The sequence below is a fragment of the Sphingomonas sp. genome (assembly GCF_036269755.1).
Taxonomy (GTDB): domain Bacteria; phylum Pseudomonadota; class Alphaproteobacteria; order Sphingomonadales; family Sphingomonadaceae; genus Sphingomonas.
The window spans coordinates 48,504-61,940 of sequence record NZ_DATBDV010000018.1 but is presented as its reverse complement, the minus strand read 5'-3'; the positions used below and the strand labels follow the sequence as shown (position 1 = coordinate 61,940).

Below are 13,437 nucleotides of genomic sequence, written 5' to 3'. Positions count from 1 at the left end.
CTTCAGCCCCGCAAGCTGGCGCCAAGCTTAGCCGCCGCCACGACGACCTTGTCAGCCAGCGCCTTCAACTCGGCGTCGGTGAAGCTCTTGTCCGCGGGTTGCAGCGTCACTTCGATCGCCATCGATCGCACGCCATCGCGTTCGAACAGATCGAACACCCGCGCCGCGACGATCGTCGCCTTGTCGGCGCCGCGCACCGCGCGAGTCAGCGCGTCGGCGGTCAGCCCGGCGGGGACGGTGAAGGCGAAGTCGCGCTTGACCGGCTGGAGCGCGGGCGGGCTGTAGGCGGCGCGCATGAAGCCGGTGCTGCGTTTGCCGGGGATCGCATCGAGGTAGAGCTCGACCGCGGCGATGGGGCCGTCGAGGTCGAACGCGCGCGCCGTCAGCGGGTGGAGCATGCCGAACGCGGCAAGCACGGTCTTGGGCCCGAGCCGCAGCGTCCCCGACTGGCCAGGATGCCAGGTGTCGCCCGCCTCACCCATCACCTGCAAATTGTCGACCGGCGCGCCGGCGGCGGCGAGTAGCGCGAGCGCCTCGGCCTTGGCGTCGAACGCGTCGTACGGCGCGGCCTTGCCCGCCTGCCAGCCGCGCGCGCGCTTGTCGCCCGCTAGCACCACGCCGAGCGTAGGGCGTTCGTCGGACCTGGCGCCATCGGCGAGATACCGGCGCCCGAGCTCGAACAGCCGGATCCCGCTCGCGCCGCGATTGGCGTTGCGCACCGCCGCCGACAGCAGGCCGGGAAGCAATGACGGGCGCATGACCTTGAGGTCCTCGCTGATCGGGTTGGCGAGGGTCCACGCGCCGCCGCCAAAGGCCTCGGCTTCAACTTGGCTGATGAACGACCACGTCACCGCTTCGTCGAGCCCATGCGCGGCGGCGGCACGGCGAAGCTTGCGCTCGAGCTTCTGTTCGGGCGTCGCGGTCGGCCTGGCAACGCCGGGGACGCGCGGCAGCGGCACCGACGGGACGTTGTCGATCCCCTCGATCCGGATGACTTCCTCGACCAGATCGGCGGGGCCGTCGACATCGCGGCGCCAGGTCGGGACGGTAACGGTCCAGTCGCCATCGACCGCAAAGCCGAGCCGGTCGAGGATGTCGCGCTGGCGGTCCTTAGGGACCGCGAGTCCTCCGAGCGTTTCGGCGAGCTTCGGATCATAGCGCACCGTGCGCGGCTCGACCGGCGGGCTGCCGGCGCGCGTGACGCCACTCGCGGTGCCGCCGCAATGTTCGAGCACCAGCCAGGTCGCGATCGCCAGCCCATCGTCGAGGAAGGCCGGGTCGACGCCACGCTCGAAACGCTGGCGCGCGTCGCTGGTGAGTTGTAATTTCTGGCCGGTGCGCGCGATGTGATCGGGGTCGAAATAGGCGCATTCGATGATCACGTCGGTGGTCGAGTCGGACACGCCCGAATGCTCGCTACCCATGATGCCGCCGATATCGTGCACTTCGCGGTCGTCGGCGATCACCGTCATCGTGGCATCGAGCGCATAGGTCTTGCCGTTGAGCGCCAGCACTTGCTCGCCGTCCTTGGCCTTGCGCGCGACGAGCCCGCCCGAAAGCTTCGCCTTGTCGTAGACATGGAGCGGCCGTCCGAGATCGACCGAGACGAAATTGGTGATGTCTACCAGCACCGAGATCGGTTTCTGACCGATGGCGTTGAGCTTGGCGGTCATCCAGCCGGGCGCGCTGCCGTTGGTCACGCCGCGCACTTCCTGCGCGTAGAAGGTGGGGCAGCCTTCGGGGTCGGCGGTGCGCACGTCGGGGCCGGGGCCGTCGCCGGCGATCGGATCGAGCGAGGCCATGCGATAGACTTCGTGGAGCGGCTTGAGCGTACCGATTCCCGCCGCGGCGAGATCGCGCGCGATGCCGCGCACGCCCATGCAATCCTGGCGGTTGGGGGTGATCGCAACGTCGATCACCGGGTCGTTGAGGCCGGCGTAATCGGGATAGGCCGTGCCGACCGGCGCGTCGGCGGGAAGTTCGACGATCCCGTCATGATCGTCGCCGAGTTCGAGTTCGCGCGTCGAGCACATCATGCCGTTCGACTTGACCCCGCGCACCTCGCGCACGTCGAGCGTGAACCCAGATCCCGGAATATAGGCGCCCGGCGGGCCGAAGATCCCGACCAGCCCCGCGCGCGCATTGGGCGCGCCGCACACCACTTGCAGCGGCCCGTCGCCGGCATCGACGGTGAGCAATTGCAGCTTGTCGGCATTGGGGTGCGGCTCGGCGGTGAGTACCTTGGCGACCTTGAACGCGGCCAGCTTCGCGCCCGGATTGTCGACGCCTTCGACCTCGAGCCCGATCCGCGTCAGCGTTTCGGTCACGGTGTCGAGATCGGCCTCGGTCTCGAGATGCTCCTTGAGCCAGCCCAGCGTGAACTTCATATCAAATACCCGTCGTCCCGGCGGAGGCCGGGACCTTTGCGTTGGGACGGCGGGCAAGCTGCCAGGCAGCGGCCCCGGCCTGCGCCGGGGCGACGGAGCTGGTCATGCGCCCACTCCGCCGCTCAGCGTCGGAACGTCGAGGCCGGAAAAGCCGTAATGCTTGAGCCAGCGCACATCGCCGTCGAAGAATGCGCGGAGATCGTCCATCCCGTATTTAAGCATCGCCAGCCGATCGATCCCGCAGCCGAACGCGAAGCCCTGCCATTGGTCGGGGTCGTAGCCGCCCGCCGCGATCACCTTGCGGTGGACCATTCCGCTACCGAGCACTTCCATCCACCCGCCGCCATTGCCGCCGCCCGACCCGCCGATCACGCGCTTGTCGTTGACGATCGAATAGCCGACATCGACCTCCGCCGACGGCTCGGTGAAGGGGAAGTAGCTTGGGCGCAGCCGCAACACGATGTCGTCGCGTTCGAAGAAGGCCTTGAGGAAGGTCTCGAGCGTCCACTTCAGGTGGCCGAGCGTGATGCCCTTGTCGATCACCAGACCCTCGACCTGGTGGAACATCGGGGTGTGCGTCGCGTCGCTGTCGGAGCGATAGGTGCGGCCCGGCGCGATGATCCGGATCGGCGTGTCGCCGCCCGCCGCCTGCATCGCGCGGATCTGAACCGGGCTGGTGTGGGTGCGCAGCACCATTGGCGGAGCTTTAGCCCATTGATCAACGATCTCTCGCTCCGTGCTGGTCGGATCGACATAAAACGTGTCGTGCATCGCCCGCGCGGGATGCGTCTCCGGGATGTTGAGCGCGGTGAAATTGTACCAGTCGGTCTCGATCTCGGGCCCGGTCGCGACCGCGAAGCCGAGATCGGCGAAAATTTCGGCGAGCTCGTCCATCACCTGGCTGACCGGATGGACCGTGCCTGACGCCGGCACATCGGCAGGGAGCGTCATGTCGAGCGTCTCGCCCGCCAGCCGCGCGTCGAGTGCTTCGCGTTCGAGGCTCGCTTTGCGGCTGGCCAACGCTTCGGTAACGGCTTCGCGCAGTCCGTGGATCACCGGGCCCTTCGCCTGGCGTTCCTCGGGGCTCATCCCGCCGAGCGTCTTGAGCAGCGCAGTAACCCTCCCCGACTTGCCGAGCGCGAACACGCGGATGTCCTCCAGCCGCGCAAGGTCGGCGCCGCCGATCGCGGCGAGCAGATCGGCCTTCATTGCTGCAAGATCGCTCACTGCGCCCACTCCGACACCCATTGGTCCACCAATCCGTCCTCCGGATGATCGTGCTGCCCGATGCACGCAAAGCCGTTGCGCCGGAGCACGCGGGGTGACGCTCCACTGTCGGGCAAGGTCTCGGCGGTCAAGCCGTTCGCGCCTTGCGCTTGCGCGATCGCCTTGAGCGCCGCGACCGCAGCGGTGGCATGGCCGCGCCCCTCGCGGCTCGGCGCGACGCCATAACCGATGTCCCAGCGCCCTTTCGCGTCACGCTCCTTGATGCTGATCATCCCGACCCCCTCGCCGTCGACCACCATCATCCACGCAGCTTCGCCGCCAACCTCGGCCGCCACCCCACACAGCAACTCGACGATCTCGGGCGACGCAAGCCCGCCTTCGGCGATGCGCGGTGCGTCGGCGGGCGCGGGCGCGCCGAGCAGCCAGGCGAAATGCGCGTCAGTCATGGGGAGGAGGTGCATGGAGAATTCCCTCGAAATGCGACTTCTATCTGTTCGTTTTTGCGAGCGTAGCGAAGCAATCCATGTCGGTCTTGGATTGCTTCGCTGCGCTCGCAATGGCGGGGTTGATTGGTCCACCGTCAGAAAAAAAGAAAAGGGCGCCGGTGTTGCCACCGACGCCCCGTGTCTCGTGCTCGCTACAGGTCGCTCAGGCGGCCTGGGGCAGAGCCGCCTTCGCCTGTGCGATGATGGCGCTAAACGCGGCCTCTTCGTGCATCGCGATGTCGGCCAGAACCTTGCGGTCAAGCTCGACGCCCGCGAGCTTGAGCCCGTGCATGAACTGCGAATAGGTCAGCCCCTCGGCGCGGACGCCGGCGTTGATGCGCTGGATCCACAGACCCCGGAAGGTCCGCTTCTTCACCTTGCGGTCGCGATAGGCGTATTGCCCGGCCTTCTCGACCGCCTGCCGTGCGATACGGATCGTGTTCTTGCGACGACCCCGGTAGCCCTTGGCCTGTTCGAGGATGTTCTTGTGCTTGGCGCGGGTGGTTACACCCCGTTTGACGCGTGCCATTGTTCTCTAGCTCCTCAGCTCAGCCCGTAGGGCATCCACGCCTTCACCGTCGCGGTGTCGGCCTTCGACACCAATTTGGTGCCGCGGTTCTGGCGGATGTACTTCGAGTTGTGGCTGATGAGCCGGTGACGCTTGCCGGCAACGCCGTGCTTGAGCATTCCGGTGGCGGTGAGCTTGAAGCGTTTCTTGACGCCGCTCTTGGTCTTGAGCTTGGGCATTTTGGTCCTTTCGGTTGGCGATGCACAAACGGCCGCGGCAGCCCTTGATGGCCGGGCCGTCTGAAATCCGCATCGCTCGGAAGGTGGCGCGCATAGCCGCAGCCTCGCGCGATTGCAACCTTTGGCATGCTTTGCGCGATTCATTCCGCCATGGATATGACCACCCGCGATGCCCAACCATCGGACCAAGCTGGCAAGCGCTTCTTCCCGCTGCGCCGGCCGTGGCGGATCGCGCGCAACGTCGTGGTCGGCGTCTTCGCGACGCTCTTCCTGATTTGGCTGGTGCTCTACGTCACCAAGGGCCGATTCCTCAAGCATCCCTTCGAAAGCATCGCCGGCAAGGCGGCGGGCCGCACGGTCACGGTGCGCGGCGACTTCCAGCTCTATTTCGACCCATTCCAGATCAAATTCTATGCCGAGGGGCTCACCGTCGCCAATCCGGCCTGGGCGACCCGGCCCAATCTGTTCGAAGCAAAAAAGATTGACACGCGGATCGCGCCGTTAAGCCTGATCTTCGGCAAGCGGCGATTCTACTGGCTCGATTTGGCGGGCGGCGCCGCCGACCTCGAATGGAACGCCGCGCACACCACCAACACCTGGACCTTCGCCGATACGGGCGGCAAGCCGTTCGAGATGCCGCGGATCGACCGCGCGACCGTGGCTGGCACGACCTTGCGCTATCTCGACGCGCGGATGCGGCTGCTCGCGGACTTGCAGATCGATACGATCAACGCGGTCGATAAAAAGATCGGCAAGGCGGTCGGCCTGCACGGCACCGGGCAGATCCGCGAGACGCCGTTTCGCGTCGTCGCGCAATTGCTGTCGCCCGACGCGACGGTCAATAACGGCGAGAACAAGCTGACCTTGCGCGCCTGGGCGGCGAACAACGTGATCGACGTCGCCGGCACTTTGCCGTCGCTGACCGACGTCGAGAACGTCCCGTTGCAAACGCGCGCGCGGGGCCGCAACCTCGCCGACCTGCTCGGTATCATCGACGTCGCGCTGCCCAATACGCGTGGCTACAGCTTGCACGCGCAATTGGTGAAGGATGGCGTGGACTATCGCTTCACGCATCTGGCGGGACGGTTCGGCGACAGCGATCTCGCCGGGCGGCTGACGATCAAGGATGGCGAACGCCTGCGGCTCGATTCGGTGCTGGCGACGCGCAGCCTCGACATCGTCGATGCCGCGCCGTTCATCGGCTACAATCCCGACATCGTCGCGGCAAACGGCGCGGTTGCCGCCGCCGCCGCAACCGGCGCGGGGCCGCAGCGCGTGCTGCCCGACGCGACGCTGCCGGTCGCCGAGATGCAAGGCTTCGACGCGGGGCTCAAATGGACGATCCGCGACGTCAAGTCGCGCAACGTGCCGATCTCGAACGTCGACTTGACGCTGTCGCTCGATCGCGGCCGGCTCGCGCTGTCGCCACTGATGTTCGCGATGGCGCGCGGCAACGTCGCGGCCGACCTGATCTTCAACACCCGCGTTCGCCCGGCGGCGGACAGTTATGACATCCGCTTGTCGCCGACGCCGATGGGGACCTTGCTCGCGGGCTACGGTGTCGACCAATCGGGTACGACGGGGACGGTCAAGGGACGCATCCAGCTCGCCGGTCGCGGCGATACGATCCACGATTCGCTCGCCAATGCCGGCGGTCGGATCGCGTTCATTATCCCGGCGGGCACCTTCTGGACGCGCAACGTCCAGCTGAGTGAACTCGACATCGGTACCTTCGTCCAGAAGATGTTCGAACATAAATTGAAGGAGCCGGTGCAGATCAATTGCGGACTGATCGCGTTCACGGTGCGCGACGGCATCGCCGCCGCCGATCCGATCCTGATCGACACGAAGAAGAACGTCATGCTCGGGCGCGGCGGGTTCAGCTTCAAGAATGAAAGCCTCGACATGGCGTTTCGCGCCGATGGCAAGAAATTCTCGCTATTCTCGGCGCAGTCGCCGGTGGGGATCAACGGCACGTTCGCCAAGCCTGGGATCGACGTGATCAGCCCGCAATTGATCGGGCGTGCAGGCGTGGGGCTTGGGCTCGGCATCGTCGCCAGCCCGGTCGCCGCCATCCTCGCTTTCGTCGACGTCGGTGACGCCAAGAGCGCGGCGTGCGGTCCGATCCTCGCCGGCGCGCACGCCCAAGCGATGCGCACCACCAAAGGCAAGCAGCGCGACGATGTCGGCAACGGCACTACCGCCAAGTCGGAGAGCGGCAAGGAATCGCCTGCCGACAAGCGCAAGCAGAAGAAGAAGTTTCTCGGGATCTTCTAGTTAGGTGTTGCCTTCAAGAACGCCTCCCCGGCGAAGGCCGGGGCCCAGTTGCGAGCGGTCCGATGCCGGGCCCCGGCCTTCGCCGGGGAGGCGTGGAGTTGAAATTAGTGCCCGCGACAGGCGAGCGCTTCCAATATGTCGTCGATTCGCGCCGGGTCGCCGGCGGCGATCACGTCGCCCTTGCTCGCCGCGGTCAGCGGGTCGCCCGACCAGTCGCACATCCGCCCACCCGCGCCCTCGACCACCGGCACCAACGCCGCGAAGTCGTGGATCTTGAGTCCGCTTTCGACCACCAGGTCGAGGTGCCCGCTCGCGAGAAGGCCGTAATTGTAGCAGTCGCCGCCGTAGAGCGGCCCGTGCCCGCCAGCGGCTTTGGTCGCGGCGACCAGCGCGAGATAATGCTCGGCATCGTGCTCGCCGAAATAATGCGGGCTGGAGGTGGCAAGCGCGGCTCGCGACAGATCGTCACACGCGCGCGTCCGCGCCACGGCCCCGTTCAGCGTCGTCGGACGGCCGGCAGCACCGACCCAGCGTTCGCGCTGGATCGGCTGGTCGATCACGCCCAGCACCGGCCAGCCGTCGATCACCAGCGCGATCAGCGTTCCGAAGATCGCGCGCCCGGCGATGAAGCTGTGAGTCCCGTCGATCGGGTCGAGCACCCACGTCCGCCCGGTGTCGCCGTCGCGGTTGCCGAACTCCTCGCCTTGGATGGCGTCGCGCGGCGATTCGGCGATGATCACGGCGCGCATTGCTTGCTCCGCGGCACGGTCGGCAAGCGTTACCGGCGACGTGTCCGCCTTCATCTCCAGCCCGTGGCTGCCGCGAAAATACGGGCGGATCGCGGCGCCGGCGGCGTCGGCGAGGCGCCCCGCGAGCGCGATGTCGGCGTCGGTGATGCGCATGGGTCCGCCCCTAGCCGCGCGGCGCGGCGGGGTCTAGAAAGCATGGCGATAATCACAGGAGAGATGCCATGCGCCGCCGTTTTCTCGTGCTGCCGTTGCTGTTCGCCGCCGCCCCCGCCGTCGCGGCCTTGTCGACCGGCGCGATCGCGCCCGATTTCACCACGCGCGGTGCGATCGACGGCAAGGTGTTCAAGCTGACGCTGTCGCAGCAGCTCAAGAAGGGGCCGGTGGTGCTGTACTTCTTCCCCGCCGCGTACACCGGCGGGTGCAACCAGGAAGCGCACGAATTCTCCGAGGCGGTGCCGCAGTTCCAGGCGCTCGGCGCGACGGTGATCGGAATGTCGACCGACACGGTCGACCGGCTCACCAAGTTCAGCACCGAGAAATGCGCGGGCAAGTTCGCGGTGGCGAGCGCGGGCCCGCGCGTGGTCAAGGCATATGACGTCGATCTCGGCCGGATGGTCCCCGACATCGAGACCAAGAAGCTGCGCGCCGTGACCAACCGCACCAGCTACGTGATCGCGCGCGACGGGCACATCACCTTCGTCCATTCGGACTTGAGCGCCGACAATCACGTCAAGCTGACGCTGGAGGCGGTGCGCGCACTCAAATAGCGCAACCCCTCGCACAGGTCCGGCAACACTCTATTAGGCGGTGCCGGTCTATGGAGCGCCCGGATTTGGGGAAACGGGCAGCGATCCAGTGGCCAGCGTCGCGCACAACAGCCAGCCGTTCGGGCCATCCGACCGGCTTTACGCGACGATCGGCGATTTCCTCGCCGACCATCGGCTGAGCGTCGATCCTGTCAACTACGCCTTTGCGCACCGCGTCATCGCTCACCCCACCGGGCCGCTTGCCCAGTGCGTTGCGCGGATCACCGACGGGGGCGTGCGGCTGACGTCGCGCGATATCGAGGAGCTTGGCGGCCCGGTTCCGGTCGCGGGTGCGACGGTCGATCGCGAGCAGCCGCCCGGCCGCGACACCCCGCCGGCATCGCCCAACGAAATGATGCAGGCGTTGGTCGCGCGCACGCAAATGCAGGTCGAGGATTTTGCCGACACCGTCGCGGCGATGCGCGTTGAGACTCAAGGGTTCGGCCGCGACTTGCTCGCCGGTGCGGACGCCATCCGCGGGTCGAGCGGAACCGCGGTGGCCGACATCGCGCGGCTCGCCGACACGATGCTCGGCCGAGTCCAGGTCGCCGAGGAGCGGCTCGCCGCGGCGACGGTCGAGGCCGAAGCGCTGCGCCGCGAGCTGGAGGCCGCGCGCGACGACGCGCGGCGCGATCCGCTCACCGGCCTCGCCAATCGCCGCGCGTTCGAGCACGCCTTCACCGCCGCGTCCGAAGCCAATGCGCCGATCTGCGTCGCGCTGTGCGACATCGACCATTTCAAGGCGGTCAACGACCGGTTCGGGCACGCCGTCGGCGACCGTGTGCTCAAAGTGATCGCGGGCGCGCTGAGCGAAGCGTGCGGGGATCACCTCGTCGCGCGCTACGGTGGCGAGGAATTCGCAATCCTCTTCACCGGGACCGCGCTGGCGGACGCGGTCGCGACGCTCGACTCGGCGCGTGGCATGGTCGCGGGCAAACGGTACCGGCTGCGCGAAACCGACGCGCCTTTGGGCACGGTGACCTTTTCGGGCGGGGTCAGCGCGCACGAAGCGGGCGAGGTGATGGGATCGGTATTGGGCCGCGCCGACCGCTTGCTCTACGCGGCGAAGGCTGCGGGCCGAAACAGCGTCCAATCGGATGGTAAAATCCGCCAAGGCTAAGCGAAGATACCGGTCTTCGTTTGGCGCCATTCACCAACAAAAAGCTTCTCATTTCCTACTCGCCAGATATTTCAACAGCTTAAAAAGTTGGCACGCTCCCTGCAATCGTAGCTGCATCGGCAGCCGGATGGTCCGGCCGGGTCGATCAGGGAGTTTGTTCAAATGTCGGTTCGTTTCTTTTCAGCCCAGTCGGCTTTCGCAGTTTTCAGTGCGCTGCTCTGCTCGGCGGTGCTCATCAACACCGCAACCTCGCTCGTCCCGGTCGCCTGACCGGGACGCTGCCCCAATTCCGGGTGCGCATTGACAGGAACCATCCCGCTGCGGTCAACACCGCGCGATGGCCGTCAAGCTGCACCCGAGCTGGCTCGAACCACTGCGCGGTGAATTCGAGCAGGATTACATGGCCGCCCTGCGCGCGTTCCTCGTCGCCGAAAAGGCGGCGGGCAAGCACATCTTTCCGCATGGCAACGACTGGTTCCGCGCGCTCGATTTGACCCCGCTCGGCGACGTCCGCGTCGTTATCCTGGGGCAGGATCCCTATCATGGCGCGGGGCAAGCGCATGGCCTGTGCTTCTCGGTCCGCCCCGGTACGCGAACGCCGCCGAGCCTGGTCAACATCTACAAGGAAATGGAGGCCGATCTCGGCGTGCCACCGGCGCGGCATGGCTTCCTCGAACATTGGGCGAAGCAAGGCGTGCTGCTGCTCAACGCGGTGCTGACGGTCGAGATGGGGTGCGCGGCGTCGCATCAGGGCCGCGGCTGGGAGCGCTTCACCGATGCCGTCATCCGGCTGGTCAATGCGCGCGCGCAGCCGGTAGTGTTCATGCTGTGGGGCAGCCACGCGCAAAAGAAGGCGGCGTTCGTCGATTCGACCGAGCGGGGCGGGCGCCACCTCGTGCTGCGATCGCCGCACCCTTCGCCGCTCTCCGCGCATAACGGCTTCTTCGGCTCCAAGCCCTTCTCGAAGGCCAACGCCTTCCTCACCGCGCACGGGCAAAAGCCGATCGACTGGGCGCTGCCGTCATTCGAATAGAGGGAGTTCGGGCGCGAGCGGCCAGCGACCGAGAATGTCGTGGCGCGTCTGGCCGACATGGCTGTGGACCAGCACCAGCTCGTCGACCTGCCAGGTGATAGCGTCGATCGATCGAGCGAAGGCGGACCCGTCGCGATAGCCGAGCGTCATGTGCGGGTTGAAGCTCCAGCCCTCGCGCACCGACAGTCCGGCCGCCGTCACGCGTTCATGGATCGCACGCTGGAGCAAGATCAGCCCGGTCGAGCGCCCCTTGGGACGCAACGCCACCGACCGCGTCGTGCCGACCACGCGCCCGAGCGGCAACACGAACCCCGGCACGTCAATCTCGCCGCCGATCGCGATCAACGCTTCCGCCAGCCGCTCGGGCATCCCGACAGAATCGTCGAAAATCTCCATCGTGACGTGGAGGTGTTCGTTCTTCACCGGATGGCCGGGACAATAAAGCCGCCGCGCCGCCTCGATCGCGGGGATCACGTGCGGTGCGGGCTTGATCGCGAAGAACAGACGGTGAAGCGTTTGCACGAGCATGGCATCTCTCCGAATCGGACGACGTGTTCATGTTATGTTCTGATCTCCGTCGAGTCGAATCGCGATCGGCAGATGGTGCGTCAGCGTACTTGCCGCACTTGCAGCGTGCCCTCGGGAAGCGGGCGGTTGTAGACCGGTTTGGCCTTCGCCCCTGGCCAGCTCCAGCGCCGCATGATCATTTCAGCGACATCTGCCTCTTCGCTCGAGGCCCGAATGATCTCGACCCGATCGGTGATCCGGATCGAGTCGAGCGGCGCGAAATTGGGGATCGACTCGGGCGACATCTACGTGCCGATCCTGCTACCAGGCGATTTCGATCCGTTCGAAACGGCACGAGCGCTTCTCGATCGATATCGACGCCGAATTGCGGACGACGGGGCTGGGCAGCGCCGGCGGCGGCAGCGCGATCCAGGCGCGGGATGACGATGACGACGATTGGTATACGCTCTATGATCCTCGACGCCCACGTGACCGAGCTCGACAAGGGTCTAGCCCTGATGCGCGAACACCTCGCCGAGCTCGGTTGTCCGCCCCGCACCCTGGTCCAGTTTGACGATTGCGAGGATCGCGGGGACGGCGAACGCTGGCTCGTCGCGGAGCCGCGCTCGATCGACGAGGAACAATTGTGACCGACGAGGTCGGCCCTCTGCCGGATCTGATCCGTCTTCGCTCGGCGGGACTTACTGCATCGATCAATACGTTCGGCGCCGAGTTGACATCGCTCCGCGACGCCGGGGGCCGCGAGTTGATGACCGATGCCGATCCGGCATTCTGGACCGGGCATGCGCCGATCCTGTTTCCGATCGTCGGGCGGCTCAACGACGATGTGTTGCGGGTCGATGGGCGCGAGTATCGCATGAAGCAGCACGGCTTTGCGCGACGCCAGACGTTCTCCCCGGTCGCACGCGACGATGCCAGCGTGACGTTGCGGCTGAGCGCGAACGAGGAAACTCGTGCGATCTATCCGTTCGACTTCGTGCTCGACGTGCATTTCTCGATCGCGGGTGCGACGCTGGCGATCGAGGCGCGGATCGCCAATCCGGGAGCAGTGCCGCTGCCGGCGAGTTTCGGCTTCCACCCCGCTTTTGCCTGGCCGCTTCCCTATGGCCGGCCGCGCGACGCGCACCGCATCGTTTTCGCGGACGACGTGCCGGAGCCGGTCGAGCGCCTGGCCGAGGGGCTGATCGCCGGCGACCGTCCCTCGCCGCTCAATGGCCGCACGCTGCACCTGGCGGACGATCTGTTCGCCGACGACGCGCTAATCTGGAATCCGGTGCGGTCGCAAAGCGTGACCTATGGCGCCGATCACGGGCCACAGCTGCGTGTCGACTTTCCCGACACGCCGCAGCTCGGCGTCTGGACCAAGCCCGGCGCACATTTCGTCTGCATCGAGCCGTGGCATGGCCATGCCGACCCGCAAGGCTTCACCGGCGAGTTTCGCGACAAGCCCGGCGTGTTCAAAGTCGCGCCGGGCCGAGAGCGGCGCTGCACGATAGCGATTACGCTCGAACGCTGACCCTTGCCGATAGCCGGTCGAGCGCCATATCAGGTCGATCAGGGGGGAAGACGTATGCTGACGATTGGCGCGATTGGACTGTGGCTGACGTTGATCGCCGCGCGCGGCACGCCGGTGGGGCGCTTGCTCCACCGCTGGCTGGTAGCGATGCCCGCCGATCGCCTGTCGCGGGTCGAGCGAAGCCACGTGTTGCTGCTGTTGGTCATCGTCGGGATCGTCGTTGTCGCGACCTGGCTGCTTGCCGAAGAGGCCCGGGTGATGCTCGCGTTCGGGCTGCCCGATCTGGCGGGGCTGGCTGCGGCGATCGACCTCGGCACCTTGCTCGACGTTACCCTGGTCGCGGTCGCCGCCGCGTCGGCGGTGCGCGTGCGGTCGATCGTTGCGTGGATGCGCGGCCGACCGGCGCCGCGGCGGCCACGTCAACGTACGATTCGCGTCCGCCGCTCGCGGCCGCCCGCCAATGACGACGACGGCCGACCGGCGCTCGCTGCCTGACGGGGTTGCAATGTTGGGTTTCGCCTGACAGGTCGCTTTATCCTTGCCGATCGCGCCCGCGCGCCAA

16 protein-coding genes are annotated in these 13,437 nt (G+C 66.7%); 7 read left to right on the top strand and 9 right to left on the bottom strand.

What is annotated here, in order from left to right; translation table 11 throughout:
- Positions 1-2: 2 nt before the first annotated feature.
- From pheT to rpmI, 5 genes are all read right to left on the bottom strand, one after another.
- Positions 3-2,387 (bottom strand): phenylalanine--tRNA ligase subunit beta, encoded by a 2,385-nt coding sequence (gene pheT / locus VH326_RS11160; RefSeq protein WP_329631895.1) that lies wholly within the window; start codon positions 2,385-2,387, stop codon positions 3-5.
- Positions 2,388-2,489: 102 nt separating this feature from the next.
- Complete coding sequence (pheS, locus tag VH326_RS11155) at positions 2,490-3,596, bottom strand: phenylalanine--tRNA ligase subunit alpha (RefSeq protein ID WP_414714278.1); 1,107 nt, start codon at positions 3,594-3,596, stop codon at positions 2,490-2,492.
- Positions 3,597-3,610: 14 nt separating this feature from the next.
- On the bottom strand, positions 3,611-4,075 hold the full coding sequence (locus VH326_RS11150) for a GNAT family N-acetyltransferase (RefSeq protein ID WP_329631893.1): 465 nt from the start codon (positions 4,073-4,075) through the stop codon (positions 3,611-3,613).
- Positions 4,076-4,262: 187 nt separating this feature from the next.
- Positions 4,263-4,628, bottom strand: a complete 366-nt coding sequence (gene rplT / locus VH326_RS11145) for a 50S ribosomal protein L20 (protein ID WP_329631892.1) — start codon at positions 4,626-4,628, stop codon at positions 4,263-4,265.
- A gap of 14 nt (positions 4,629-4,642) precedes the next feature.
- On the bottom strand, positions 4,643-4,846 hold the full coding sequence (gene rpmI, locus VH326_RS11140) for a 50S ribosomal protein L35 (protein WP_329631891.1): 204 nt from the start codon (positions 4,844-4,846) through the stop codon (positions 4,643-4,645).
- Positions 4,847-5,002: 156 nt separating this feature from the next.
- Here rpmI and VH326_RS11135 point away from each other — a divergent pair, with 156 nt between their 5' ends.
- Positions 5,003-7,123, top strand: coding sequence for an AsmA family protein (locus VH326_RS11135; protein WP_329632082.1), 2,121 nt, complete (start codon positions 5,003-5,005; stop codon positions 7,121-7,123).
- 104 nt (positions 7,124-7,227) lie between these two features.
- On the opposite strand, the gene VH326_RS11130 is transcribed toward VH326_RS11135, so the two are convergent.
- Positions 7,228-8,025 carry an inositol monophosphatase family protein gene (locus VH326_RS11130; protein ID WP_329631890.1) on the bottom strand — a complete coding sequence of 266 codons (798 nt, stop codon included), beginning with the start codon at positions 8,023-8,025 and terminating at the stop codon, positions 7,228-7,230.
- Between the two features lie 68 nt (positions 8,026-8,093).
- Here VH326_RS11130 and VH326_RS11125 point away from each other — a divergent pair, with 68 nt between their 5' ends.
- Positions 8,094-8,639, top strand: coding sequence for a peroxiredoxin (locus tag VH326_RS11125; protein WP_329631889.1), 546 nt, complete (start codon positions 8,094-8,096; stop codon positions 8,637-8,639).
- Between the two features lie 88 nt (positions 8,640-8,727).
- Positions 8,728-9,798, top strand: a complete 1,071-nt coding sequence (locus VH326_RS11120; RefSeq protein WP_329631888.1) for a GGDEF domain-containing protein — start codon at positions 8,728-8,730, stop codon at positions 9,796-9,798.
- 158 nt (positions 9,799-9,956) lie between these two features.
- Here the strand turns inward: VH326_RS11120 and VH326_RS11115 are convergent, their stop codons facing one another.
- The gene (locus VH326_RS11115; RefSeq protein ID WP_329631887.1) at positions 9,957-10,112 is read right to left on the bottom strand and encodes a hypothetical protein; all 156 of its coding nucleotides are present in this window, start codon (positions 10,110-10,112) and stop codon (positions 9,957-9,959) included.
- A 23-nt stretch (positions 10,113-10,135) separates the two neighbouring features.
- Between VH326_RS11115 and ung the strand changes: the two genes are divergently transcribed.
- On the top strand, positions 10,136-10,831 hold the full coding sequence (gene ung / locus VH326_RS11110; RefSeq protein ID WP_329631886.1) for a uracil-DNA glycosylase: 696 nt from the start codon (positions 10,136-10,138) through the stop codon (positions 10,829-10,831).
- Here ung and VH326_RS11105 read toward each other — a convergent pair.
- A complete protein-coding gene (locus tag VH326_RS11105) occupies positions 10,820-11,359 on the bottom strand; it encodes a 2'-5' RNA ligase family protein (protein ID WP_329631885.1) in 540 nt (179 codons plus the stop codon). The two genes, ung and VH326_RS11105, sit on opposite strands and share 12 nt — an antisense overlap.
- Before the next feature lie 80 nt (positions 11,360-11,439).
- On the bottom strand, positions 11,440-11,643 hold the full coding sequence (locus VH326_RS11100; RefSeq protein ID WP_329631884.1) for a hypothetical protein: 204 nt from the start codon (positions 11,641-11,643) through the stop codon (positions 11,440-11,442).
- 165 nt (positions 11,644-11,808) lie between these two features.
- Here VH326_RS11100 and VH326_RS11095 point away from each other — a divergent pair, with 165 nt between their 5' ends.
- The 3 genes from VH326_RS11095 to VH326_RS11085 are packed head-to-tail and all read left to right on the top strand — an operon-like array spanning position 11,809 to position 13,370.
- Positions 11,809-11,988: a hypothetical protein gene (locus VH326_RS11095; RefSeq protein WP_329631883.1), complete on the top strand. Its 180-nt coding sequence runs from the start codon at positions 11,809-11,811 to the stop codon at positions 11,986-11,988.
- Positions 11,985-12,875, top strand: a complete 891-nt coding sequence (locus tag VH326_RS11090; protein ID WP_329631882.1) for an aldose 1-epimerase family protein — start codon at positions 11,985-11,987, stop codon at positions 12,873-12,875. The genes VH326_RS11095 and VH326_RS11090 overlap by 4 nt, the downstream gene beginning before the upstream one ends.
- A gap of 54 nt (positions 12,876-12,929) precedes the next feature.
- Positions 12,930-13,370 (top strand): hypothetical protein, encoded by a 441-nt coding sequence (locus VH326_RS11085; RefSeq protein WP_329631881.1) that lies wholly within the window; start codon positions 12,930-12,932, stop codon positions 13,368-13,370.
- Positions 13,371-13,437: the final 67 nt, after the last annotated feature.